This window comes from Streptomyces sp. JH14, assembly GCF_029428675.1.
Lineage (GTDB): Bacteria > Actinomycetota > Actinomycetes > Streptomycetales > Streptomycetaceae > Streptomyces.
Genome location: NZ_JAJNEL010000001.1, coordinates 4,654,768 through 4,678,042, shown reverse-complemented (window position 1 = coordinate 4,678,042; position 23,275 = coordinate 4,654,768). Strand labels below are relative to the sequence as shown.

Here is a 23,275-nt window from a genome sequence, read left to right as displayed (position 1 = left end):
ACAGCGGCCGGGGGCCATCCCAGCGCCATCCCGGCACCGGAAAAGCCAGGGGCCGACCCGCTACGGAATCGGCCCCTTATGAGGCGCACTGTCGCGGAACGAGCCGGACAGCGACCGCCGGCGACACCGCTGTGCAAGCTCCGGCGCGCCGTCCCACGTATGTGGCGCGGCCCGACCGCTTCCGCGGCGCGCATGCGCGTTTCGTGCAGACAGACGCGCGGATCGTGCAGGAGTTCTCGCGGACACCGTTCGCATACTCGGTGGCCAAGCAACCGACGTATCCGGATGACAGACGGAGGCAGAACTCAATGGGGACGTTCGTCTACACATCACATCCCTCGCGGGTGGTGTTCGGTACCGGCGTAGCCGAGCGCCTCCGTGCGGAGGTCGAGCGGCTCGGCTGCTCCCGGGTGCTGCTGCTGTCCAGCCAGTCCCTGGCGGCGGCCTCGTCGCGGGTCCGTGAGGCGCTCGGCGGCCTCGTGGTGGACGAGTTCGACGGCGCGGCCATGCACACACCAGTGGAGGTGACCGAGCGAGCCCTCGACGTGCTCACAAAAGCCAATGCCGACGGCATCGTGGCGGTCGGTGGCGGCTCGACGACGGGCCTGTCGAAGGCACTGGCCCTGCGCACAGACCTCCCGCAGATCATCCTGCCGACCACGTACGCGGGCTCCGAGGTGACCCCTGTACTCGGCGAGACCCGGCACGGGCGCAAGGTGACCCGGTCGTCGCCCGCGATCCTGCCCGAAACCGTCGTCTACGACGTCGACTTCACCCTCACCCTGCCGCTGTCCTTGACCGTCACGAGCGGCGTCAACGCGCTCGCGCACGCCGTCGAGGCCCTGTACTCCGCAGAAGCCAACCCGGTCACCGACCAGCAGGCCCTCGACGCGATCGCCCGCATCGGACGGGCGCTGCCCCGCCTGGCAGCCGACCCGGCCGACCGGGAGGCGCGTGCGGACCTGCTCCAGGCGGCATGGCTTGCCGGAACCTGCCTCGCCACGGTCGGTATGGGCCTGCACCACAAGCTGTGCCACACCCTCGGCGGCAGCTTCGACCTGCCGCACGCCGAGACGCACACCGTCGTCCTCCCGCACGCCATGGCCTACAACGCGCCCACGGTGCCCGATGTGATGCGCCGCATCGCCGACGCCCTGGGCGTGCCCGACGCCCCCAGTGGCGTGTACGACCTGATCGTCTCCCTGGGCGGTCCCACCTCGCTGCGCGACCTCGGCATGCCTGAGACGGGCCTCGCCCGCGCGGCCGAACTGGCCACCTCGACGCCATACCCCAACCCACGTGAGCTGACCACCGAGGGCATCGCGGAAATGCTGACCGGTGCCTGGCAGGGACGCCGCCCCGAGGGTCCCCCCACCACGGAGGCCAAGCTGGCCCGGCTCACAGAACAGGTCGTGGCGAGCTTCGGGCAGGCACCCAGCCCCCGTGTCCGCACCCTGCTGAGCGACCTCGTCCGGCACCTGCACACCTTCGTCGCCACCAACGACGTCACCGACGCCGAATGGCAGTACGCCATCGACTTCCTCACCCGCACCGGGCAGATCTGCAGCCTGAACCGTCAGGAGTTCGTACTGCTGTCGGACACCCTCGGCGTCTCCAGCGTGGTGGACCTGCTCACCAACTCCCGTACTCCCGACACCACTCCGTCCGCAGTGCTCGGCCCCTTCTATGTGGAGGGCCCGCCCGAGGCCGCTCACGGCAGCGACATCTCCGGAGGGCTGCCCGGCACCCCGCTCTGGGTGGACGTGCTGGTCACGGACACCGACGGCTCGCCGGTCAAGGACGCGGTCGTGGACGTGTGGCAGTCCAACGAGGACGGCTTCTACGACGTCCAACTCCCCGATCTGGACGGGCCGGTGCTCCGTGCCAGGCTACGCACCGACGCCGAGGGACGGATCACCTTCTGGTCCATCCTGCCTTCGGACTACCCGATCCCGGAGGACGGACCGGTCGGGCAGATGCTCGCCGCGGTCGGGCGCCATCCCTACCGCGCGTCCCACCTCCACTTCATGTTCGACGCGCCCGGCCACCGCAGGCTCGTCACCCAGCTGTTCGTGTCAGGCGGTGCCTACCTGGACAGCGACACGGTCTTCGGCGTCAAGGACGAGCTGATCGTCGACTTCGCGCCGCAGGCCGGCCCCGCCCCCGACGGCCGCCCGGTCGACGGGGAGTGGTGCCGTCTCGACTACACCTTCCGTCTCGCCCCCCAGGCCGGATGACCGAGGAGCGCCCACCCATGGCAACCACCGACGCGCACGACACGTACGACACCGACGTTCTCGTCGTAGGCAGCGGCCCCGCCGGCGGCTCGGCCGCCCTGGCACTGGCCACCTACGGCGTCCGCACCCTGCTGGTGACGAAGTACGGCTGGCTGGCCAACACCCCGCGTGCGCACATCACCAACCAGCGGACCATGGAGGTCCTGCGCGACCTCGGCGTCGAGTCCGAGGCGCTGACGTTCGGCAGTCCGTCCCACCTCATGGGGGACACGGTGCTGTGCACTGCGCTCACCGGGGACGAGATCGGGCGTATCCGCAGCTGGGGCACGGGGCCCGCGACGGCCACCGAGTACGGCTCGAAGAGCCCCTGCGAGATGATCGACCTGCCGCAGACCTACCTGGAACCGATCCTGGTGAACAACGCGGCGGCCCGCGGTGCCAAGGTCCGCTTCGACACCGAGTTCCTCAGCTTCACCCAGGACGACGACGGTGTCACCGCCCTGCTGCGCGACCGGATCCGCGGCGACGAGTTCACCGTGCGGGCCCGCTACCTGATCGGCGCGGACGGCGGGCGCAGCGCGGTCGCCGAGCAGCTCGGCCTCCCCTTCGACGGCCGCATGGCCAAGGCCGGCAGCATGAACATCGTCTTCAAGGCCGACCTCACCCAGTACTGCGCCCACCGGCCGAGCGTCCTGTACTGGGTGCTGCAGCCCGGCGCGGATACCGGCGGCATCGGCATGGGCCTGGTCCGCATGGTCCGCCCGTGGAACGAATGGCTGCTGGTCTGGGGCTACGACATAGAGCAGCCGCCGCCGGAGGTGGACGAGGAGACGGCGCGGCAGATCGTGCGCGACCTCATCGGCGACCCCGGCCTGCCCGTGGAGATCACCTCCACCTCACTGTGGACCGTCAACCACGCCTATGCCGCGGAGTACTCGTCTGGAAGGGTCTTCTGCGCGGGTGACGCCGTGCACCGCCACCCGCCGTCCAACGGGCTCGGCTCCAACACCTCCGTCCAGGACTCCTACAACCTCGCCTGGAAACTCGCCATGGTGATCCGTGGCGAGGCCGGACCCGAGCTGCTCAACAGCTACACCGTCGAACGCGCCCCCGTCGGACGGCAGATCGTCGAACGGGCCAACCTCAGCCGCGACCAGTTCGGTCCGATCTTCGAGGTGCTCGGCGTCGGCGGCGGCAGCGACGAGGCGGCCATCGCCGAGGGGCTCGCGCAGCTCAGGGCCCACACACCCGAGGGCGCCAAGAAGAGGCGGCGCCTCGAAGAGGCGGTCCAGCTCAAGAACTACGAGTTCAACGCGCACGGCGTCGAGATGGGCCAGCGCTACGTCTCCTCGGCGGTACTCCCCGACGACGGCGATGTCGAAGTCTGGGAGCAGGACCGAGAGTTGGTGCACCAGCCGACGACGCGGCCCGGCGCCAAGCTGCCGCACGCATGGCTCGTCGACGCGCAGGGCGAGCGCGTGTCCACACTGGACGTCGTCGGTAAAGGTGCCCTCACCGTACTGACCGGCCTGTCGGGCGGCGCCTGGGACACGGCCGCACGCGCGTGCCAGGAGACCCTCGGTGTGCCACTGCGGGTGGTGCGCGTCGGCGACGAGAACTCCCGTGACGCGTACGGCGAATGGAGCCGCGTCTCGGAGATCGGCGAGGACGGCGTGCTGCTGGTGCGCCCGGACGGTCATGTCGCCTGGCGGCGCGCCACCGCCCCCGAGTCCGGACAGTCGGCGCGGGACGAACTCCTCGGCGCACTCCGCCGGGTGCTGGCACGATAGGGAGAGCGGTATGGACAAGCTCGTGGCCACGGCCGAGGAGGCCCTGGCGGACGTGACGGACGGACGGTCGTTCGCCGTCGGAGGCTTCGGACTGAGCGGTGTTCCGGAGGTCCTCATCGGCGCCCTGCACGCGACCGGGGCGAGCGGCCTCACGGTCGTGTCGAACAACTGCGGCGTCGACGGCCGCGGCCTCGGCATCCTGCTGGCCGCGGGCCGTATTGCCCGGGTCACGGGCTCGTACATCGGCGAGAACAAGGAGTTCGCGCGCCAGTACCTGGCGGGTGAGCTGGAGGTCGAGCTGACACCGCAGGGCACCCTCGCCGAGCGGCTGAGGGCGGGCGGCAGCGGGATCCCGGCCTTCTACACCACGGCCGGCGTCGGTACGCAGGTCGCGGAGGGCGGCCTGCCCTGGCGCTACGCCGCGGACGGATCGGTCGCCGTGGCCTCCCCGGCCAAGGAGGTGCGGACCTTCGACGGCGTGGACCACATCCTGGAGCATGCCATCACCACGGACTACGCGCTGGTCAAGGCCGCGCGCGGGGACCGGCACGGCAACCTCGTCTTCCATCGTGCGGCGCGGAACTTCAATCCGGTGGCCGCGATGGCCGGGCGCGTCACCGTGGCCGAAGTGGAGGAGATAGTCGAGCCGGGGCAGCTCGACCCCGACGAGGTCCACGTGCCGGGGGTGTTCGTGCAGCGCGTCGTGGCGCTGACCCCGGAGCAGGCGGCCGACAAGGGAATCGAGAAGAGGACGGTGCGCGAGCGATGAGCTGGAGCAGGAACGAGATGGCGGCACGCGCCGCGAGCGAGCTGCGGGACGGCGACTACGTCAATCTCGGCATCGGGCTGCCCACCCGCGTGGCCGACTTCCTGCCACCGGGCGTCGACGTCGTCCTGCACTCGGAGAACGGGCTGCTCGGCGTCGGACCGTACCCGTCGCCCGACGAGGTCGACGCCGACCTCATCAACGCGGGCAAGGAGACCGTGACCGTCTTGCCGGGAGCCTCCTTCTTCGACTCCTCGCTCTCCTTCGGCATGATCCGCGGCGGCCACATCGACACCGCCATCCTGGGCGCCTTTCAGGTCTCCGTCCGCGGCGACCTGGCCAACTGGGCGGTTCCCGGGAGGATGATCAAGGGGATGGGCGGGGCGATGGACCTGGTTCACGGCGCCCGCCGGGTCGTCGTGCTCATGGAGCACATGACGAAGGACGGCAGCTCAAAGATCGTCGAAGAGTGCACGTTGCCGCTCACGGGCCGCGGCTGCGTGGACCGGATCATCACGGACCTGTGCGTGCTCGACATCACCCCGCACGGCCTCGAACTCGTGGAAACCGCACCCGGCGTGACGGCCGATCAGATCACTGCCCGGACACCCCTGACCGTCCACCGCCAGCCCGCTGAGGAGCCCCGATGATCGAGCGACCGCGTGACGTGTACATCGTAGACGCCGTCCGTACCCCCTTCGGCCGTTACGGCGGCGCACTGTCGGGTGTACGCCCCGACGACCTCGCCGCCGGTGTGCTGCGTGCCCTCCTCGACCGCAGTCCCGACCTGGACCCGGCGCGCATCGACGACGTGCTGCTGGGCAACGCCAACGGCGCGGGGGAGGAGAACCGCAACGTGGCCCGCATGGCCGTCCTGCTCGCCGGACTCCCGGTCAGCGTGCCCGGAGCCACCGTCAACCGGCTCTGCGGATCCGGTATGGAGGCCGTCATCCAGGCGGCCCGCGCCGTGGCACTCGGCGACGCGTCCATCGCGGTGGCCGGCGGTGTCGAGTCGATGAGCCGCGCGCCCTGGGTGCTGCAGAAGCCGGAGCGGGCCTTCCCGGCGAAGGACCAGCAGCTTCACTCGACGACACTCGGCTGGCGGCTGGTGAACCCCCGGATGCCCAGGGAATGGACGATTCCGCTCGGGGAGAGCGCGGAACTGGTCGGAGCCAAATACGGCATCACCCGCGCGGCACAGGACACATTCGCGCTGGCCAGCCATCGCAACGCCGCCCGCGCCTGGGGCGACGGTGCCTACGAGGGGGAGGTCGTCCCGGTCGAGGGCGTGAACCTGTCCCGGGACGAGGGCATCCGCGACAACACTTCCCTGGAGGCGCTGGCCGCGCTCAAGCCGGCCTTTCTCTCGGACGGCACGATCACAGCGGGCAACGCCTCGCCCCTCAACGACGGGGCGTCCGCGCTGTTGCTCGCCGACGAGGAAGGACTCGCGGCGATCGGCCGCGAGCCGCTGGCACGGGTACGGGCGGTGGCAGTGACGGGCATCGAGCCGCAGCACTTCGGACTCGGCCCGGTCGACGCGATCCGCAAGGTCCTTGCCAAGGCAGCGGTCGCTCCCGACAGTCTGCACACGATCGAGCTGAACGAGGCCTACGCGGCCCAGGCCCTCGCCTGCTTGGCCGCCCTGCCGGCACTCGACCCGGGGGTCGTCAATCCGCGGGGCGGCGCCATCGCCATCGGGCACCCGCTGGGCGCGTCGGGCGCCCGCATCACCGGCGCGGTCGCCCACCAGCTGGCCGCGGCGGGTACGGGTAAGGGCCTGGCGGCGCTGTGCATCGGGGTGGGCCAGGCGCTGGCCCTGGTACTGGAGCGCTGAGAGCCCGCCGGGTGGCCCTCGATCGAGAGGTTGACGGGGTCTGGCGCATGCGATCACAAGGCGCCGGGATGTCCTCGGATGGCGCCTCCCCTGCTCCTTGAGAGCTTGAGGAAGGAACTGCCAGGAGATTTCGGCAACGCGGCGAGCATGCGTGTCAGGGCCCGGGCGCCCGATCAGAGGCCACCGGCAGGCTCTGGGAGGAGCTCACAAGATGGGAGCCGGGCGCCCATCTTGTGAGCTCCTCCGAGGACGGTCGATCCACCCTGGCCCGCTCCTGCCCCCGCGCCGACGCTCAGCCGGCTCGGCGGAAGGCGGCCGGGGTCGTGCCGAGCCGGGCGCGCATCACCCGAGTGAGGTGTTCCTGGTGGGAGAACCCGGAGGCGATGGCCACCTCCGGGATCGGGGCGGTACCGGTGCGCAGCAGCCGGCATGCCTGTTCAAGGCGCAGCCGCAGCAGGTACTGGTGCGGTGACTGGCCCGTGCTTGCCCGGAACTGCCGGGTGAACTGGCTGCAGCTCAGTGCGGCCGCGGCGGCGAGGTCCGCGATCGGCAGTGGTTCGCCGCGCCGCTGCTCCATGAGCTCGCGTACGGCGGTGAGTTGCCGGGCGGACAACCCGCACGGCGCGGGCAGGGGCGGGGCCGTGCCGACGTGGTGCCCGTACACGAGCTGAGCGGCCAGCATGTCGGTCAGGTGGTCGGTGTAGGTGCGGGCCGACGGCTCCCACGAGCGCACCGCGCCCTCCAGGGCGATCATGAGCTGCTCGGCGAGCGGATCCGTTGTGCCGAACTCCTCCGAGAGCTCCACGGGCCGCCCGTCGTTCGCGTCACGCAGCGCCTCGTCCGTGAGGTAGGCGTGGATCGTGTCCAACTTGCCGCCGAGCTCGACGGCGAGCGTTCGGCCGGCCGGCTGCAGAAAGAGCCCGCCGGCCCCGATCGTGCGTGACCGCGCACCCGCTCCATTCCCGCGTCGCACGGTGACGGGGCCGCTGCGGTGCAGGATCAGCAGATGCGTGCGGGCCGGATCGAACGCGGCGCGATACGGCTGCTCCTCCTGAGCGGACAGATACAGACGTTCCCAGCCCAGCCCGGAGCTGCTGCGCCGTGTCCGTATGCCGGGTCGTCGCAGGATGCCGACCGTGTCGGCCAGACCCAGTTCCGCCATGGCATGACCTCCTCGTAGCACCATTTATCGTTGAACAACAAATCATAAATTGGCATTCCGAGAAGAACCCTTGGCGAACGACGTGAGCCGTCGCCCACCGCTTCCGAGATCGGGAAGCCCCCCCCATGCCGATACCGACATGCGCCGCGTACTGCGCGTGGTGGCCGCCACCCTGGCTACTGCTGTGCGGCGGCAGCCGCACCGACCGCGACCCTTGGTCGGCCATCACCGCAGCCGGGCTCACCTCACGCGACGGCCGCCAGACCGGTGCCCTCCGCCTTTGTCGACGCCAGCCCACGATTCTCGCGCGGGGAAGCGACGCGACCCCTCAGCCATGACACCAGGTTGTCCACGCCCTGGTCCACCAGAGCTCGCATGTACTCGTTTCGCTCCCCGACGAGACTGACCCCGTACCACTGGTCGCAGATGAGCTGCCTCACGTGTCGCTCGGGGAGCTCTAGCACTGTGGCGATGCCAGCGATGTACTTCGGCTCGGGCGGAGGGGGCATCTCGCCGATGGCCACCTTGTTCCACCATGCCGAGGACAAGGTTCCCTCCTTGCCCCCTGTCTCCCGAGTCTTCGCCTCCATCTGGCCGTAGGTCATTCCTTCACCGATACGCCGGAGTACTTCCCTGCTGAACGAAGCGCTCGCCTGGTCGGATGCGTACGGCCGGGACGCGAAGAGTGTGTACTTCACGCGCCAGGAGACCTGGCTCCTGGAGGAGCTCGCCGGCCGGAAGCGCGGCATCACCTCGGTGGGGGTTCCGCGCGGGCACGAAGCGCCACCCCGACCAGCCCGCCCACGTGCCGGTCGACTACTCGCCCGACTCGCCGCTCCCGATGTCCTCGGACGAGGTGAGTCCCTGATGAGCGTGCAGCGCAGGCGCGGGCAGACGGCCCGCGTGTGGGTGACGAGGGCGGTTCTCGGTTCGGCCGTCGTCGACCTCATGGCCCGGACCTCTCTGAGTCGCTACGGTTGAACCATGACCGCACTGCCCGACTGGATGCGCCCGCCCCGCGCGGAAGGCTGGTTCGCGGAGGACCTGGACCGCCTCCCGGAAGCACCGCGCCACACCGAGCTGATCGACGGAGCCCTCGTATTCATGATGTCCCCGCAGCGGTGGTGGCACGGCCATCTCGTCACGATGCTCACCGTGGCTCTCATGGAGCAGGCACCGGCCGACGTAAGGGTCGGACGGGAGATGACCATCAAACTCGATCAACGCAATCGGCCCGAGCCGGATCTGCTGGTGACGACGGCCGACTTCGACGGTGACCGCACCTGGTTCGCACCGGATGAAGTACGACTCGCCGTCGAGGTGGTCTCCCCCGAGTCCGCACACCGGGACCGCACGGTAAAGCTTCACAAATACGCAGAGGCCGGCATCCCGCACTACTGGCGCATCGAGGACGAGGACGGAGCACCCATCGTCCACGTCTACGAACTTGACGAGCCAACCGCCACCTATGTACCCGTTGGCATCTTCAGGGGCTCGCTCAACCGTCCGGTGCCCTTCGAGATCAACCTCGACCTGGAGAAGCTCGCTCCACCCCGCCGCGGCTGAGTCAGCACCAAGTCAGTACGGAAATGCGGTAGGGGCCGGACTCACCCAAGTCCGACCCCTCTGACCAGCATTCTGACGAAATAGCCAGCTTGCGCTACACGTTGAAGCGGAACTCCACCACGTCGCCGTCCTGCATCAGGTAATCCTTGCCCTCCATGCGGGCCTTGCCCTTCGCGCGGGCCTCGGCGACCGAACCCGTCTCGACCAGGTCCTCGAAGGAGACGATCTCCGCCTTGATGAAGCCCTTCTGGAAGTCGGTGTGAATGACACCGGCCGCCTCGGGGGCCGTGGCGCCCTTCTTGATCGTCCAGGCACGGGCTTCCTTCGGGCCTGCCGTGAGGTAGGTCTGGAGGCCCAGGGTGTCGAAGCCGACGCGGCCGAGGGTGGCCAGGCCGGGCTCTTCCTGGCCCATGGACTGGAGGAGTTCGAGGGCCTCGTCGTCATCGAGCTCGATCAGTTCGGACTCGATCTTGGCGTTGAGGAAGATCGCCTCGGCGGGGGCGACCAGGTCGCGCTGCTCGTTCTTGAAGTCCTCGTCGACCAGCTCGTCCTCGTCGACGTTGAAGACGTAGAGGAAGGGCTTGGTGGTGAGCAGGTGCAGCTCGTGCAGGAGCCTGCCCTTCTCCGTGCCGGCGGTGATGCCGGCGTGGAAGAGGGTGTCGCCCGCCTCCAGGATCTTCTGGGCCTCCTCGACCGCGGCGAGGACCGCGACCTTGTCCTTCTGGAGGCGGGACTCCTTCGTGAGGCGCGGGATCGCCTTCTCGACGGACTGGAGGTCGGCGAGGATCAGCTCGGTGTTGATCGTCTCGATGTCGTCCTTGGGCGAGACCTTGCCGTCGACGTGGACGACGTTCTCGTCCTTGAAGGCTCGGATGACCTGGCAGATCGCGTCCGACTCGCGGATGTTCGCGAGGAACTTGTTGCCCAGCCCCTCGCCTTCGCTCGCGCCGCGGACGATGCCCGCGATGTCGACGAAGTCGACGGTCGCCGGGAGCAGGCGCTGCGAGCCGAAGATCTCGGCCAGCGTGTTCAGGCGGGCGTCAGGGACGCCGACGACGCCGACGTTCGGCTCGATCGTGGCGAACGGGTAGTTGGCCGCCAGCACGTCGTTCTTGGTCAGGGCATTGAACAGGGTCGACTTGCCGACATTCGGCAGACCGACGATTCCGATCGTGAGCGACACGTTGGCGACTTCCTGGAGTAAGGACGGGTGATCCGACTCTCCAGTTTACGGGCGGGGGCAAGCGGGCAGTCACGCGTGCTGTCGCGGGCCGGCCCGGTTCCTGTTCGGCCATGTGGCATCGAACTCACCGCCAAGGTCATTCAAAGGGCGTGTCCAACGCCTGTCCAGTCCCGTCCCGCGACCTACGTTGTCCCGGTGGAGCAGCCCAGAACACGTCCCCCTCAGAACCGGCAGTCGTCGCAGCAGACCCCGCTGTCCCCGCAGGGCACCCTCGACGACGCATCCACCGTCTACCGGGTGGTGCGCACACCCGGCGGGCGCACACGACCGGTGCCGCCCGCTGTGCTCGCCCTGCGCAGGCTGCCCAATCCGCGGCTCACCGGCATCGGTGCGGGACTGTTCGCCGCCGCCGTCATGTTCGCGCTGGCCTGCCTCGACTGGCTGCTGTTCGATGGCTCGTCGATCCTGTACGGGGTGCTGTTCCTGCCGGTCAGCGCCCTGACCGCACTCTGGGTGCGGCCCGCGGACCTGGTGACGGCGCCGATCAGTGTGCCGATCGCGTTCACCGTCGGTGTGATTCCCATCGCGGGTGGCACGGGCGGCTTCGGCGGTCAGACGATGGCGGTCGTCACCGCACTCGCCGTCCATGCCGGCTGGCTGTACGGCGGCACGCTCATCGCGGGGGTCATCGCCAGCGTGCGCAAGGTCCGGCTGATGCGGCAGCGCCGTCGGAGGCGGCTGCTGGCAGCCCAGGCGGCACGCGCCGCACGGACCGAGCCCCCCGCCCGGCCTCCCCAGCGGCCCCAGGCGTGACGCACGAGGGCGGGGGCGGGACCGTTATCGGCCTGCCGCCGCCATGGCCGCACCCACGATGCCCGCGTTGTTCTGCAGCTCCGCGGGCACCATCTCGGCCCGTACGTGCTCGATCAGCGGCAGGAACTTGTCGGCCTTGCGGCTCACTCCGCCGCCGATGATGAACAGCTCGGGCGAGAACAGCATCTCCAGATGGACCAGATACTTCTGCACCCGGTGCGCCCAGTGGTGCCAGCTCAGGTCCTCGTCCTCCTTGACCTTCGTGGAGGCGTGCTTCTCCGCTTCGTGGCCGCCGAGCTCCAGATGCCCGAGCTCCGTGTTGGGCAGGAGCTGCCCGTCGATGAAGACCGCGCTGCCGATCCCCGTACCGAGCGTCAGTACGATCACGGTCCCCTTGCGGTCGCGCCCCGCGCCGAACCTCATCTCGGCGATTCCCGCCGCGTCGGCGTCGTTGAGGACGGTCACCGGAAGACCCAGCCGTTCGCCGAGCAGCCTCCGGGCGTCCTGGTCGATCCAGCCCTTGTCGACATTGGCCGCGGTGCGGGTGACGCCACCGGTGACGACACCCGGGAAGGTGACGCCGATCGGGCCCGACCAGTCGAAATGACCGACGACGTCGGCCACGGAGTCGGCCACGTCCTTGGGCGTGGCCGGCTGCGGTGTCAGTACTTTGTGGCGCTCCTGCGCCAGGTCTCCGCGGTCCAGGTCCACGGGAGCACCCTTGATCCCGGATCCGCCGATGTCCACGCCGAAGATCTGCATGCGATCCACGGTACGGGCTGGCGCCGCGCCCCGCTCCTCTTCCTGGAGCGTGCACCGGTCACCCCGGAGCGAGCGGAACTCGCTCCGGAGCGTACGGAAACGCGTTACTCCGCGGCGAGCGCTGCCGCCTCCGCGCGCAGGTCACGGCGGAGCTCCTTGGGCAGCGAGAAGGTGATCGACTCGTCGGCCGTCTTCACCGTCTCCACGTCGCCGTAACCACGCTCGGCCAGCCACTCCAGCACGCCGTCCACGAGCACGTCGGGCACCGAGGCACCGGAGGTGAGGCCGACCGTGGTGACACCCTCCAGCCAGGCCTCGTCGATCTCGCTCGCGAAGTCCACCAGGTGCGCCGCGGGGGCGCCCGCGTCCAGGGCGACTTCGACCATGCGGATGGAGTTCGAGGAGTTCTTGGAGCCGACGACGATGACCAGCTCGGCGTCCTCGGCCAGCTTCTTCACCGCGATCTGGCGGTTCTGCGTGGCGTAGCAGATGTCGTCGCTGGGCGGCGAGACCAGCTGAGGGAACTTCTCCTTCAGCGCGTCCACCGTCTCCATCGTCTCGTCGACCGAGAGCGTGGTCTGCGACAGCCAGACGACCTTCGACTCGTCGCGCACGGAGACATGGGCGACGTCTTCGGGGCCGTCGACCAGCGTGATGTGGTCGGGCGCCTCGCCGCTCGTACCGATGACTTCCTCGTGGCCCTCGTGACCGATCAGGAGGATGTCGTAGTCCTCCTTGGCGAACCGCACGGCTTCCTTGTGGACCTTGGTCACCAGCGGGCAGGTCGCGTCGATCGTGGCGAGCTTGCGCTCGGCGGCCTCGGCGTGGACGGTCGGCGCGACGCCGTGCGCGGAGAACATCACGATGGAGCCCTCGGGGACCTCCGCGGTGACGTCGACGAAGATCGCGCCCTTCTTCTCCAGGGTCTGCACGACGTACTTGTTGTGCACGATCTCGTGGCGGACGTAGATCGGGGCCCCGTACTGCTCCAGGGCCTTCTCGACGGCGATCACGGCACGGTCCACGCCCGCGCAGTAACCACGGGGCGCGGCGAGCAGGACACGGCGCGTGGCGCCCTCGCTCGGGGCGGCGGCGGGTGACGGGCTGGACGAAGCAGTCATGCGTCCCATCGTAAGGCCGTACCGAACAGGCGAGGCTTCGGCCGGGTCGACAGACTGATCCGTACGCGACGTCCGCCACGTGTACGCCCCGTACGTCACGTATGCCACGTACGCGACCGTGTCCATGCGAGCGACGGAGGGGCGATGGCCGACGGCGGTACGACGGGCCGGGCGACATTGCGGCGCACGCTCGGGTTCCGGGACCTCGTCGTCTACGGGCTGCTGTTCATCGCCCCCATGGCGCCCGTCGGCGTCTTCGGCACGCTCGACGCGAAATCGGACGGCGCGGTCGCGCTCGTGTATGTCGCGGCGACCGTCGTCATGGCCTTCACCGCGTTCAGTTACGCCCAGATGGTGCGCGTCGCCCCACAGGCGGGTTCGGTCTTCGCGTATGCGCGCAAGGGGCTCGGGGAAGGGCCCGGGTTCGTCGCCGGATGGATGGCGATGCTCGACTATCTGCTGATCCCGGCGGTCGCCTATCTCTTCTCCGGGATCGCGCTGAACGCGCTGGTCCCGGAGATCTCACGATGGGTGTGGACGGCGCTCGCGGTGCTCGTGACGACGCTGCTCAACCTCTGGGGGGTACGGGCCGCCGCCCGGGTCGGCTTCGCGGTGCTCGCCATGGAGATCGTGGTGCTGGCGGTGTTCCTGGTGTCGGCCGTGGTCGTTCTCGTGCGGGACGGGGCGCAGCGCGGCTGGTGGACGCCGTTCACCGGTGACTTCGGCTTCTCGCTCGAAGCGGTGCTCGGCGCGGTGTCGGTGGCCGTGCTCTCGTATCTGGGGTTCGACGCCATCGCCTCGTTCGCGGAGGAGGTCACCGGCGGCTCGGAGAAGGTCGCGCGGGCCGTGCTGTTCTGTCTGGTCCTCGCGGGGGTGCTGTTCGTGGCGCAGGGCTATCTGGCGGCGCTGCTGGAGCCGATGACGTCGGCGGAGCTGGCCGCCGAGCCGGCCAGGCAGGGGTCGGCGTTCTACGACACGGTCGACTCCGCGGTCGGCACGTGGCTGCACGACCTGGTGGCGCTCAGCAAGGCGATCGGGGCGGCGTTCGCGGCGCTGGCCGGGCAGGCGGCCGCGGGGAGGCTGCTCTTCGCGATGGCCAGGGAGCAGCGGCTGCCCTCGCTGCTGGCCCGGGTCGACCCGCGGTCCGGGGTGCCGCGGACGGCGATCCTGATCGCGGCGGCCGTGACGCTGGTGGCGGCGGTGTGGGCGGCCCGCCGCGACGACGGCCTCGACCATCTGGTGTCCGTGGTCGACATCGGCGCGCTGACGGCGTTCGTGCTGCTGCACGCGTCGGTGATCGGCTGGTTCGCCGTGCGCCGGATGAACGGGCCGCCCAGCTGGTGGCGGCATGTGCTGGTGCCCGTGGTGGGTGCGGGAGTGCTGGTCGCGGTGATCCTCGCGGCGACGGCCAGTGCGCAGGTGGTGGGGGTCTGCTGGCTCGGGGTGGGGCTGGTGGTGCTGGCGTTCCAGTGGGGGCGGCACCCCCCTGCACAGCACCGGTGAGCGGCGGAGGGCACCCGGCGGTGCGGAGCCTCCTCGTTGTCGGTGGGGGCCGATACGCTCGCTCGCATGGCTCTCAATACCTCCGCGGAAGCTCCGCTGCCCGTCGGTGAGGTGTCACGGCTCATCGGCGGATGGATCGACCGGCTCGGGGCCGTCTGGGTCGAGGGGCAGATCACCCAGCTGTCGCGGCGCCCGGGTGCCGGCGTGGTGTTCCTGACGCTGCGCGACCCGTCGCACGACATCTCGGTGAGCGTGACCTGCTTCCGGCAGGTCTTCGACCGGATCGCGGATGTGGTGACGGAGGGCGCCCGCGTCGTCGTCCTCGCCAAGCCCGAGTGGTACGCGCCCCGGGGCCAGTTGTCCCTGCGGGCCACGGAGATACGGCCGGTCGGCATCGGGGAGCTGCTGGTCCGGCTGGAACAGCTGAAGAAGTCCCTGGCGGCGGAGGGGCTCTTCGCCCTGGACCGGAAGAAGCCGCTGCCGTTCCTGCCGCAGCTGATCGGCCTGGTCTGCGGGCGTGCGTCGGCGGCCGAGCGGGACGTTCTGGAGAACGCACGGCGGCGCTGGCCCGCCGTCCGGTTCGAGGTGCGGAACACGGCGGTGCAGGGCGTGCACGCGGTGAACCAGGTGGTCCAGGCGGTGAAGGAGCTGGACGACCTGCCCGAGGTCGACGTGATCATCGTGGCGCGCGGCGGCGGCAGCGTGGAGGACCTGTTGCCGTTCTCGGACGAGCAGCTGATCCGTACGGTGGCCGAGTGCCGTACGCCGGTGGTGTCGGCGATCGGGCACGAGCCGGACTCCCCGCTGCTCGACCTGGTCGCGGATCTGCGGGCGTCCACGCCCACGGACGCGGCGAAGAAGGTCGTGCCGGACGTCGGCGAGGAGCTGGACCGCGTGCAGCAGCTGCGGGACCGTGCTCTGCGGACCGTACGGGGTCTGCTCGACCGGGAGGAGCGGGGGCTGGCGCACACCCTGGGCCGGCCCTCCATGCAGCAGCCGGAGCGGATGGTGGACGAGCGCGCGGCGGAGGTCGACGCACTGACCGGGCGCAGCCGCCGGGTGCTGGGGCATCTGCTGGACCGGGCGGATTCGGAGCTCGCCCACACCCGGGCGCGGGTGGTCGCGCTCTCGCCCGCGGCGACGCTGGAACGGGGGTACGCGGTGCTGCAGCGTCCGGACGGACATGTGGTGCGCTCCCCCGCGGAGGCCGGGGCGCCGGGCGACGAGCTGCGGGCGCGGGTGTCGGAGGGAGAGTTCACCGTGCGGGTGGCCGAGTGACCCCTGCGCCTGCTGCCGGTGCCCTCTCCGCCCCTCCCCGGCTTCTTCTCTGCGGCTCGGAACCTGTCCGGACCTGGCTGTCGTAGCCCACACATAAGGTGGATCACATGACGGACGACGCGACAACGGCAGCTGCCGCCACGGACACGCTCGGATACGAGCAGGCGCGCGACGAGCTGATCGAGGTTGTACGGCGCCTGGAGGCGGGCGGCACGACGCTGGAGGAGTCGCTCGCGCTGTGGGAGCGGGGCGAGGAACTGGCCAAGATCTGCAGGCACTGGCTGGAGGGCGCCCGGGCCCGCCTGAACGAGGCCCTTGCACAGCCCGGGAAGGACGAGCCGGGCGACGCCGGCTGACCTCGGAGGACGAACCGGGCGCCGGCTGACCTCGGGTCCGGGGCTCTTGGGGCCCCGCGAACCGGCCCGGTCCGGAATGAATCCTGCACGCGCGGCCGTTGACGCGCTCGTCCGTGGTCGGCGCGGCCGGTCACGGCATCTGCACACACCTGTGGAGTGGATCACTCCGGTCCGGTTTTAGTTGAAAGTTAACCTACCTCTCGGTTACGGTCGCCGTATCGCTTGATCCGCATTTCGTTCGGAAGGTAATCCGCAAGATGTCCCTCGCTCTTGACGCCGCCGCCCAGGACCTCCTCTTCCGTGAGGCTCGCACCGCCAACACGTTCACCGACGAGCCGGTCACCGAGGAGCAGATCCAGGCGATCTACGACCTGGTCAAGTACGGCCCGACCGCCTTCAACCAGTCGCCGCTGCGCATCGTGCTGGTCCGCTCCGACGACGCCCGCGCGCGCCTCGTGAGCCACATGGCCGAGGGCAACCAGCCGAAGACCTCCACCGCCCCGCTGGTCGCGATCCTGGCCGCCGACAACGAGTTCCACGAGGAGCTCCCGGTCCTGTTCCCGCACTTCCCGCAGGCCAAGGACGCGTTCTTCTCCGAGCGCCCGGTCCGCGAGTCGAACGCCGCCCTGAACGCTGCCCTGCAGGCCGCGTACTTCATCATCGGCGTCCGCGCCGCCGGCCTGGCCGCCGGCCCGATGACCGGCTTCGACGCCGCAGGCATCGAGAAGGAGTTCCTCGACGGCGACCACAGCGTGCTGATGGTCGTCAACATCGGCAAGCCGGGCGAGGACGCCTGGTTCCCGCGTTCGCCGCGTCTCGCCTACGACGAGGTCATCACGACCGTCTGATCCTTCCGGTCACACGGAGAAGGGCCCTGGAGCACTCGAGTGCTCCAGGGCCCTTCTCCGTCTGCCGTACGACCGCAATGCCGTACGGCCGTATGCCATGCGCCCCGCTCAGGAGGTCTTGAGTGCGGCGACCATCTCCGCCAGCCGCCGGGGCGACGCCGAGCCCGTGACGACCGTGGTCGCACCGTCGCCGTGGCGCACCAGGGCGTCGTACTTGGGGCCCTCCCAGTGCTGCCACGTCTCGCCCGCGACCTGCTGCGTGCGTCCGGTGTTCTTCGCGTCCTGGCTGACCTCGGGGACGTACTTCTTCGCCGGCGCCGTGGACTGCTCCACCGCGACGTACTTGCCGTCCGGGTCGAGGAAGCCCAGGTGCCAGCCGTTGCCCGACTCACGCTCGTAACTGACCGAGGTGGGCTTCCAGTCCTTGGACAGACCCGCCGGAGCGGCCACCGGATACGGCGCCGCGCGCCGCGCCGTCAGGAGCTCCACCCGGTAGTCGACCGCCTTGACCGGGTTGGCCTTGTCGTCGTGCGGTACGAAAATGTAGACACCCCCGGCGACGGCGGAGATCACCGCCATCGACAGGAACATGTCCCGCACTGTCTGCTTGCCTCGCTTGCTTGCCACGGGTCCATGTTCGCATTAGGCCCGGCGGACCCGTCCCAGGGGCAGGTACCCGCGACAACCGGCCACTGGGCCGCTCAAACGTGACCCGGTCTGCTCATATTGTCGTCCTGGCGATAGAGTCACATCACCCTCTTCCGGTCGTCGTCGTACAGAAAGGTGCGCTCCGATGTCCGAACATCACCTGCCGTCTCAGCTCGAGGTCTCCCCGGAGGCCCCCGACCGCAACCTGGCCCTTGAGCTGGTCCGGGTCACCGAGGCCGCCGCCATGGCCGCCGGGCGCTGGGTGGGCCGCGGCGACAAGATCGGCGCCGACGGCGCCGCCGTCAACGCCATGCGGACCCTCGTCTCCACCGTCTCGATGAACGGCGTCGTCGTCATCGGCGAGGGCGAGAAGGACGAAGCCCCCATGCTGTTCAACGGCGAGCGGGTCGGCGACGGCACCGGCGCCGAGGTCGACATCGCCGTGGACCCGATCGACGGCACGACCCTGAACGCCAAGGGCATGCCCAACGCGATCGCCGTGCTGGCCGCCGCCGACCGCGGCACCATGTTCGACCCTTCCGCGGTCTTCTACATGGACAAGCTGGTCACCGGTCCCGAGGCCGCCGACTTCGTGGACATCAACGCCCCGGTGTCGGTGAACATCCGCCGGGTCGCGAAGGCGAAGAACTCCGCCCCCGAGGACGTCACCGTCGTCATCCTGGACCGCCCGCGCCACGAGGGCATCGTCAAGGAGATCCGGGAGACCGGCGCCCGGATCAAGTTCATCACCGACGGCGATGTCGCCGGCTCGATCATGGCCGCCCGCGAGGGCACCGGCGTCGACCTGCTGATGGGCATCGGCGGCACGCCCGAGGGCATCATCTCGGCCTGCGCCATAAAGTGCCTCGGCGGTGTCATCCAGGGCAAGCTCTGGCCGAAGGACGAGGCGGAGCGGCAGCGCGCGCTGGACGCCGGGCACGACCTGGACCGGGTGCTGTCCACGAACGACCTGGTCAGCGGCGACAACGTGTTCTTCGTCGCGACCGGCATCACGGACGGCGAGCTGATGCGCGGTGTGCGGTACCGCAGCGAGACGGCGACCACCGAGTCGATCGTGATGCGGTCCAAGTCCGGCACGATCCGCAAGATCGACTCGACCCACCGGCTGTCGAAGCTGCGCGCCTACAGCGCGATCGACTTCGACCGCGCGAAGTAGCGCAGACGTCGGCGCAGGTGTGGCACCGCGTGAAGCGGCGCCACACCCCGACAGGCCACGCGCAGGCCGCATGCAGGCCGCGCGACAGCCGCCGAACGCGGAGAGGCGCCCCCCATGTGCGGTGGGGGCGCCTCTCCGCGTCGGTGCGGAACCGTGCGTGCCGGGAGGTCAGCCGGCCGCGGCGATGCGGTCCGCCGAGGCGGCCGCCTTGAGCTCCATCTCGCGCCGTCTGCGGCGGGCGAGCACCACACGGCGTTCGGCAGCGGTCAGGCCGCCCCACACCCCGTACGGCTCGGGCTGCATCAAGGCGTGTTCGCGGCATTCGATCATCACGGGACAGCGCGCGCAGACCCGCTTGGCGGACTCCTCGCGCGACAGGCGGGCAGCAGTCGGCTCCTTCGAGGGGGCGAAGAACAGCCCGGCTTCGTCCCGGCGGCACACCGCCTCCGAGTGCCAGGGGCCGGCCTGGTCCTCCCGAGCAGGAGTGCGCTGGGTGGGAACGGCGGCGACCTGCAGGGGCTGATGCGGCAGTTGCAGCACGGTCTACTCCTGACGACGGCTTCGCGAGCGAGAGACGATGCAGCACTCCCTACCCGTTGTGCGCGCGCCTAAGCACTGAGTGGCACGGGGTTCCGGGTGACGGAATTGCGGTCGAGCGGAATTTTGGCCGGATCCGGGGCGGTGCGGACCGTTGCGCGGCGACGCGGTGCGGGATCAGTGACCGAGGTGTTTGCGCAGCTGGTCGCGGAGATCCGTAATGAGTTTCCCGCGCTTCGGCTTTGCCTCGACGTTTCCGAACACGGAATAGCCGTTGACGACGACCACCGGCGCCTCCGGGTCCGCGGAATCCAGGGTGACGACTTCGAAATTGCCGAAGACGCCCGTTCCGCTCCCTCTCAGCGAGATGTTCTCCGGAACCTTGATCTCGATGCTTCCGAAGAGGGAGGTCGCATTGATGACGGTGAGCCGCTGGCCGAAAAGGGCCTCGGTCAGATCGATCTCCACGCTGCCGAAGAGCGCGAACGCGTTCGTACGTCCACCGACCCGCCAGCGCCCCTTGCGGGTGGAACTGCTGAAGACCGCGACCAGGCTCTCGGCCGGGCCCGCGGGGGCCTCGGGGCCGTACGCGTACGGCGTGCCGGACGACGGGCGGGTGGAGCCGCCGGGGACCGGCAGATCCCCTACCAGCGGCTCGAGTTCGCCCACGGTCTTGGCACGGTAGACGGCGTCGACCCGCTCGGCGTGCTCCTCGGCCGTCAGCCGGCCCTCCGCCATGGCGTCCCGCAGGATGTCCGCGAACCGGTCCCGGTCTGCGTCGGAGGCGCGGATACCGGCGGGCGCGGGCTGCGCCGGGGCGGCGGGCTGCTGAGGGTGCTTTTCGAGGTCCACCGGCCCAGCGTACCCAAACGCGATAGATCGCGACAGGCCCGGGATGGCAGGCGCCGGCGGACCCCGAACTGAGCCTTACCTCACAGGTTCGGCGCACTCACGGCGTTCTACCCTGGTGGGTGCGCTGCCCAAGGGTGGACAGCCGCTGTCGCCGAGTGAGGAATGGCCGTAATGCCAGAGTTTGCGTACTCCGATCTGCTCCCTCTGGGAGAGGACACCACGCCGTACCGGCTGGTGACCGCCGAAGGCGTCTCGACCTTCGAGGCCGACGGCCGTACGTTCCTCAAGGTCGACCCGGAGGCGCTGCGCACCCTGGCCGCCGAGGCGATGCACGACATCTCGCATTATCTGCGCCCCGCCCACCTGGCGCAGCTGCGGCGGATCATCGACGACCCCGAGGCGTCGTCCAACGACAAGTTCGTCGCGCTCGACCTGCTGAAGAACGCGAACATCGCCGCCGCGGGTGTCCTCCCCATGTGCCAGGACACCGGCACCGCCATCGTCATGGGCAAGCGCGGGCAGAACGTGCTGACTTCGGGCGGTGACGAGGAGGCCCTGTCGCACGGCATCTTCGACGCGTACACCAAGCTCAACCTGCGCTACTCGCAGATGGCCCCGCTGACCATGTGGGACGAGAAGAACACCGGCTCGAACCTCCCGGCCCAGATCGAGCTGTACGCCACCGACGGCGGCGCGTACAAGTTCCTCTTCATGGCCAAGGGCGGCGGCTCGGCCAACAAGTCGTTCCTCTTCCAGGAGACGAAGGCCGTTCTCAACGAGGCCTCCATGATGAAGTTCCTGGAGGAGAAGATCCGTTCGCTGGGGACCGCGGCCTGCCCGCCGTACCACCTGGCGATCGTCGTCGGCGGTACGTCGGCCGAGTTCGCGCTGAAGACCGCCAAGTACGCCTCCGCGCACTACCTGGACGAGCTGCCCGCCGAGGGCTCCCCGACCGGTCACGGCTTCCGGGACAAGGAGCTGGAGGAGAAGGTCTTCGAGCTGACGCAGAAGATCGGCATCGGTGCGCAGTTCGGCGGCAAGTACTTCTGCCATGACGTGCGGGTGGTGCGTCTGCCGCGCCACGGTGCCTCGCTGCCCGTCGCGATCGCCGTGTCCTGCTCGGCCGACCGCCAGGCCGTCGCGAAGATCACCGCCGAGGGCGTGTTCCTGGAGCAGCTGGAGAAGGACCCCGCGCGCTTTCTGCCGGACACCACCGACGAGCACCTCGACGAGGCGGGCGACGTCGTCGAGATCGACCTGAACCGGCCGATGGACGAGGTCCTCGCCGAGCTGACCAAGTACCCGGTCAAGACCCGGCTCTCGCTGACCGGCCCGCTGGTCGTGGCGCGCGACATCGCGCACGCCAAGATCAAGGAGCGGCTGGACGCGGGCGAGGAGATGCCGCAGTACCTGAAGGACCACCCGGTCTACTACGCGGGCCCGGCGAAGACGCCCGAGGGGTACGCCTCCGGCTCCTTCGGACCGACGACGGCCGGCCGCATGGACAGCTATGTCGCGCAGTTCCAGGCGGCGGGCGGCTCCAAGGTGATGCTCGCCAAGGGCAACCGGTCCCAGCAGGTCACCGACGCGTGCGACGCGCACGGCGGCTTCTACCTCGGCTCGATCGGCGGCCCGGCGGCGCGCCTCGCCCAGGACTGCATCAAGAAGGTCGAGGTCGTCGAGTACGAGGAGCTCGGCATGGAGGCGGTCTGGCGGATCGAGGTCGAGGACTTCCCCGCGTTCATCGTCGTCGACGACAAGGGCAACGACTTCTTCGCTCCGCAGCAGCTGTCCCAGCCGACGTTCACGCACATTCCCACCAGGAAGGCGTAGTCGTCCGGGGCACAGCCCCTGACCACCCGGAGACGGCAGAACGGCCCGGCACCCGTGAGGGAGGCCGGGCCGTTCCGTGTACGCCCGCACCCGTCCCCGGAAGCGTCGCCCCCGCACCCCATCTCTCCATGAGCCACGGATAGCCTCCCGCCATGGACACCTCACAGAGCCGAGAGACCGACATCCGCAGGCTCCAGGGGCCGCCCCGCGCCGCGGCCCTCGACGGGCTCATTACGGACCTCCGCTCCCCCGACCCTGTCGTGCGCGACGATCTGGCGTACCGCACGGCCAGGCGTTGGGTCCCGGTGCTCGAGCCGTCGGAGCTGCGGTACGTGGGGGACCGCATGGCGGCACATTTCGCTTCGCCCGCCATTCAGGCCCGCACCTTTGCGCCGCTCGTCCTCGCCCTCATCGCCGACGGGGGCGAGTGGAAGCAGGAGTGGTGGAGCGCCTTCGCCGACTGGTTCCCTGCCGAGACCGACCTGCGGGGGCATGACCCCGAGCTCGGCTGGTTGCATGCTCCCGCACACGGGGCCGACCTGCTGGCCGCCCTCTCCCGCCATCCCCGGCAGGACCCGTACCCGCTGGCCGAACTGGCGGTCTCCCGGCTGCTGGCAGCCACGGACCACCTCTTCGACGCGCAGGAGGACGACCGCCTGGCCTTCGCCCTCGCCCAGATCCTCGGCCACCCCGGCCTCACCACCGCCCAGTCCGCGCAGTGGCTGGATCCCGTCGCTGCGGCCTTCCGCACAGGAGAGCCGGGGCCGGTACCCGCCTGGGCCTCCAACACCATGCGCACGCTGCGCATGCTCTACATCCTGGCCGACCGCGGCTTTCGCGGTCCCGGCGCGGAAGCGCTGCGTACACCCACCCATCGAGCCGTGGTCCTCGACTCCCTCGCCGAAACCCTGGCGATCGTGGCCCCGTACGCCGGGTGACGCACCTGTGCCCGCCGCTCGCGGGCCCCGGCGCCCGCGAGCGGGGTGGCCGCACCCGGCGACCGCCC

22 protein-coding genes are annotated in these 23,275 nt (G+C 69.9%); 14 read left to right on the top strand and 8 right to left on the bottom strand.

The window, feature by feature from the left end:
* Positions 1-308: 308 nt before the first annotated feature.
* The 5 genes from LRD69_RS21275 to LRD69_RS21255 are packed head-to-tail and all read left to right on the top strand — an operon-like array spanning position 309 to position 6,630.
* Positions 309-2,237, top strand: coding sequence for a maleylacetate reductase and hydroxyquinol 1,2-dioxygenase domain-containing protein (locus LRD69_RS21275; RefSeq protein ID WP_277328141.1), 1,929 nt, complete (start codon positions 309-311; stop codon positions 2,235-2,237).
* 17 nt (positions 2,238-2,254) lie between these two features.
* Positions 2,255-4,027: an FAD-dependent monooxygenase gene (locus LRD69_RS21270; protein WP_277328140.1), complete on the top strand. Its 1,773-nt coding sequence runs from the start codon at positions 2,255-2,257 to the stop codon at positions 4,025-4,027.
* A 10-nt stretch (positions 4,028-4,037) separates the two neighbouring features.
* A complete protein-coding gene (locus LRD69_RS21265; RefSeq protein ID WP_277328139.1) occupies positions 4,038-4,796 on the top strand; it encodes a CoA transferase subunit A in 759 nt (252 codons plus the stop codon).
* Complete coding sequence (locus LRD69_RS21260; protein ID WP_277328138.1) at positions 4,793-5,443, top strand: CoA transferase subunit B; 651 nt, start codon at positions 4,793-4,795, stop codon at positions 5,441-5,443. Before LRD69_RS21265 ends, LRD69_RS21260 begins: the two co-directional genes overlap by 4 nt.
* The gene (locus tag LRD69_RS21255; RefSeq protein ID WP_277328137.1) at positions 5,440-6,630 is read left to right on the top strand and encodes an acetyl-CoA C-acyltransferase; all 1,191 of its coding nucleotides are present in this window, start codon (positions 5,440-5,442) and stop codon (positions 6,628-6,630) included. Before LRD69_RS21260 ends, LRD69_RS21255 begins: the two co-directional genes overlap by 4 nt.
* Before the next feature lie 292 nt (positions 6,631-6,922).
* Here the strand turns inward: LRD69_RS21255 and LRD69_RS21250 are convergent, their stop codons facing one another.
* Positions 6,923-7,792, bottom strand: coding sequence for a helix-turn-helix domain-containing protein (locus tag LRD69_RS21250; protein WP_277328136.1), 870 nt, complete (start codon positions 7,790-7,792; stop codon positions 6,923-6,925).
* Positions 7,793-8,037: 245 nt separating this feature from the next.
* The gene (locus tag LRD69_RS21245) at positions 8,038-8,490 is read right to left on the bottom strand and encodes a hypothetical protein (protein WP_277328135.1); all 453 of its coding nucleotides are present in this window, start codon (positions 8,488-8,490) and stop codon (positions 8,038-8,040) included.
* Positions 8,491-8,776: 286 nt separating this feature from the next.
* Here LRD69_RS21245 and LRD69_RS21240 point away from each other — a divergent pair, with 286 nt between their 5' ends.
* Positions 8,777-9,358, top strand: a complete 582-nt coding sequence (locus tag LRD69_RS21240) for a Uma2 family endonuclease (RefSeq protein WP_277328134.1) — start codon at positions 8,777-8,779, stop codon at positions 9,356-9,358.
* Between the two features lie 94 nt (positions 9,359-9,452).
* Here the strand turns inward: LRD69_RS21240 and ychF are convergent, their stop codons facing one another.
* Positions 9,453-10,541 carry a redox-regulated ATPase YchF gene (gene ychF, locus LRD69_RS21235; protein WP_277328133.1) on the bottom strand — a complete coding sequence of 363 codons (1,089 nt, stop codon included), beginning with the start codon at positions 10,539-10,541 and terminating at the stop codon, positions 9,453-9,455.
* Between the two features lie 297 nt (positions 10,542-10,838).
* On the opposite strand from ychF, the gene LRD69_RS21230 reads away from it, so the two are divergent.
* Positions 10,839-11,354 (top strand): DUF6542 domain-containing protein, encoded by a 516-nt coding sequence (locus tag LRD69_RS21230; protein WP_277329821.1) that lies wholly within the window; start codon positions 10,839-10,841, stop codon positions 11,352-11,354.
* A gap of 24 nt (positions 11,355-11,378) precedes the next feature.
* On the opposite strand, the gene ppgK is transcribed toward LRD69_RS21230, so the two are convergent.
* Both ppgK and LRD69_RS21220 read right to left on the bottom strand, forming a co-directional pair.
* Positions 11,379-12,116, bottom strand: coding sequence for a polyphosphate--glucose phosphotransferase (ppgK, locus tag LRD69_RS21225; RefSeq protein ID WP_277328132.1), 738 nt, complete (start codon positions 12,114-12,116; stop codon positions 11,379-11,381).
* Positions 12,117-12,220: 104 nt separating this feature from the next.
* Complete coding sequence (locus tag LRD69_RS21220; RefSeq protein ID WP_277328131.1) at positions 12,221-13,237, bottom strand: 4-hydroxy-3-methylbut-2-enyl diphosphate reductase; 1,017 nt, start codon at positions 13,235-13,237, stop codon at positions 12,221-12,223.
* Between the two features lie 144 nt (positions 13,238-13,381).
* Between LRD69_RS21220 and LRD69_RS21215 the strand changes: the two genes are divergently transcribed.
* The 4 genes from LRD69_RS21215 (at position 13,382) to LRD69_RS21200 (ending at position 17,222) form a co-directional block, all read left to right on the top strand.
* Complete coding sequence (locus LRD69_RS21215) at positions 13,382-14,740, top strand: APC family permease (RefSeq protein ID WP_277328130.1); 1,359 nt, start codon at positions 13,382-13,384, stop codon at positions 14,738-14,740.
* A gap of 66 nt (positions 14,741-14,806) precedes the next feature.
* Positions 14,807-16,018 carry an exodeoxyribonuclease VII large subunit gene (gene xseA, locus LRD69_RS21210; protein WP_277328129.1) on the top strand — a complete coding sequence of 404 codons (1,212 nt, stop codon included), beginning with the start codon at positions 14,807-14,809 and terminating at the stop codon, positions 16,016-16,018.
* Between the two features lie 107 nt (positions 16,019-16,125).
* Positions 16,126-16,374 carry an exodeoxyribonuclease VII small subunit gene (locus tag LRD69_RS21205; RefSeq protein WP_277328128.1) on the top strand — a complete coding sequence of 83 codons (249 nt, stop codon included), beginning with the start codon at positions 16,126-16,128 and terminating at the stop codon, positions 16,372-16,374.
* 257 nt (positions 16,375-16,631) lie between these two features.
* On the top strand, positions 16,632-17,222 hold the full coding sequence (locus LRD69_RS21200; RefSeq protein WP_277328127.1) for a malonic semialdehyde reductase: 591 nt from the start codon (positions 16,632-16,634) through the stop codon (positions 17,220-17,222).
* Between the two features lie 108 nt (positions 17,223-17,330).
* Here LRD69_RS21200 and LRD69_RS21195 read toward each other — a convergent pair whose 3' ends face one another.
* Entirely contained in the window at positions 17,331-17,849 is a 519-nt protein-coding gene (locus tag LRD69_RS21195) for a DUF4245 domain-containing protein (protein WP_277328126.1), read from the bottom strand.
* 166 nt (positions 17,850-18,015) lie between these two features.
* Here LRD69_RS21195 and glpX point away from each other — a divergent pair, with 166 nt between their 5' ends.
* The gene (gene glpX, locus LRD69_RS21190; protein ID WP_277328125.1) at positions 18,016-19,047 is read left to right on the top strand and encodes a class II fructose-bisphosphatase; all 1,032 of its coding nucleotides are present in this window, start codon (positions 18,016-18,018) and stop codon (positions 19,045-19,047) included.
* Between the two features lie 168 nt (positions 19,048-19,215).
* Here glpX and LRD69_RS21185 read toward each other — a convergent pair whose 3' ends face one another.
* Positions 19,216-19,587, bottom strand: a complete 372-nt coding sequence (locus tag LRD69_RS21185) for a WhiB family transcriptional regulator (protein ID WP_277328124.1) — start codon at positions 19,585-19,587, stop codon at positions 19,216-19,218.
* A gap of 174 nt (positions 19,588-19,761) precedes the next feature.
* Positions 19,762-20,436, bottom strand: coding sequence for a DUF1707 domain-containing protein (locus tag LRD69_RS21180; RefSeq protein WP_277328123.1), 675 nt, complete (start codon positions 20,434-20,436; stop codon positions 19,762-19,764).
* Between the two features lie 171 nt (positions 20,437-20,607).
* On the opposite strand from LRD69_RS21180, the gene LRD69_RS21175 reads away from it, so the two are divergent.
* Entirely contained in the window at positions 20,608-22,269 is a 1,662-nt protein-coding gene (locus tag LRD69_RS21175; RefSeq protein ID WP_277328122.1) for a fumarate hydratase, read from the top strand.
* Between the two features lie 152 nt (positions 22,270-22,421).
* The gene (locus LRD69_RS21170) at positions 22,422-23,207 is read left to right on the top strand and encodes a DUF2785 domain-containing protein (protein WP_277328121.1); all 786 of its coding nucleotides are present in this window, start codon (positions 22,422-22,424) and stop codon (positions 23,205-23,207) included.
* Positions 23,208-23,275 lie beyond the last annotated feature (68 nt).

What these genes read in the sequence shown, in the direction of transcription:
- LRD69_RS21275 (WP_277328141.1), top strand. Translation starts at nt 309, where the DNA reads ATGGGGACGTTCGTCTACACATCACATCCCTCGCGGGTGGTGTTCGGT.
- LRD69_RS21270 (WP_277328140.1), top strand. Translation starts at nt 2,255, where the DNA reads ATGGCAACCACCGACGCGCACGACACGTACGACACCGACGTTCTCGTC.
- LRD69_RS21265 (WP_277328139.1), top strand. Translation starts at nt 4,038, where the DNA reads ATGGACAAGCTCGTGGCCACGGCCGAGGAGGCCCTGGCGGACGTGACG.
- LRD69_RS21260 (WP_277328138.1), top strand. Translation starts at nt 4,793, where the DNA reads ATGAGCTGGAGCAGGAACGAGATGGCGGCACGCGCCGCGAGCGAGCTG.
- LRD69_RS21255 (WP_277328137.1), top strand. Translation starts at nt 5,440, where the DNA reads ATGATCGAGCGACCGCGTGACGTGTACATCGTAGACGCCGTCCGTACC.
- LRD69_RS21250 (WP_277328136.1), bottom strand. Translation starts at nt 7,792, where the DNA reads ATGGCGGAACTGGGTCTGGCCGACACGGTCGGCATCCTGCGACGACCC.
- LRD69_RS21240 (WP_277328134.1), top strand. Translation starts at nt 8,777, where the DNA reads ATGACCGCACTGCCCGACTGGATGCGCCCGCCCCGCGCGGAAGGCTGG.
- ppgK (WP_277328132.1), bottom strand. Translation starts at nt 12,116, where the DNA reads ATGCAGATCTTCGGCGTGGACATCGGCGGATCCGGGATCAAGGGTGCT.
- LRD69_RS21220 (WP_277328131.1), bottom strand. Translation starts at nt 13,237, where the DNA reads ATGACTGCTTCGTCCAGCCCGTCACCCGCCGCCGCCCCGAGCGAGGGC.
- LRD69_RS21215 (WP_277328130.1), top strand. Translation starts at nt 13,382, where the DNA reads ATGGCCGACGGCGGTACGACGGGCCGGGCGACATTGCGGCGCACGCTC.
- xseA (WP_277328129.1), top strand. Translation starts at nt 14,807, where the DNA reads ATGGCTCTCAATACCTCCGCGGAAGCTCCGCTGCCCGTCGGTGAGGTG.
- LRD69_RS21205 (WP_277328128.1), top strand. Translation starts at nt 16,126, where the DNA reads ATGACGGACGACGCGACAACGGCAGCTGCCGCCACGGACACGCTCGGA.
- LRD69_RS21200 (WP_277328127.1), top strand. Translation starts at nt 16,632, where the DNA reads ATGTCCCTCGCTCTTGACGCCGCCGCCCAGGACCTCCTCTTCCGTGAG.
- glpX (WP_277328125.1), top strand. Translation starts at nt 18,016, where the DNA reads ATGTCCGAACATCACCTGCCGTCTCAGCTCGAGGTCTCCCCGGAGGCC.
- LRD69_RS21175 (WP_277328122.1), top strand. Translation starts at nt 20,608, where the DNA reads ATGCCAGAGTTTGCGTACTCCGATCTGCTCCCTCTGGGAGAGGACACC.
- LRD69_RS21170 (WP_277328121.1), top strand. Translation starts at nt 22,422, where the DNA reads ATGGACACCTCACAGAGCCGAGAGACCGACATCCGCAGGCTCCAGGGG.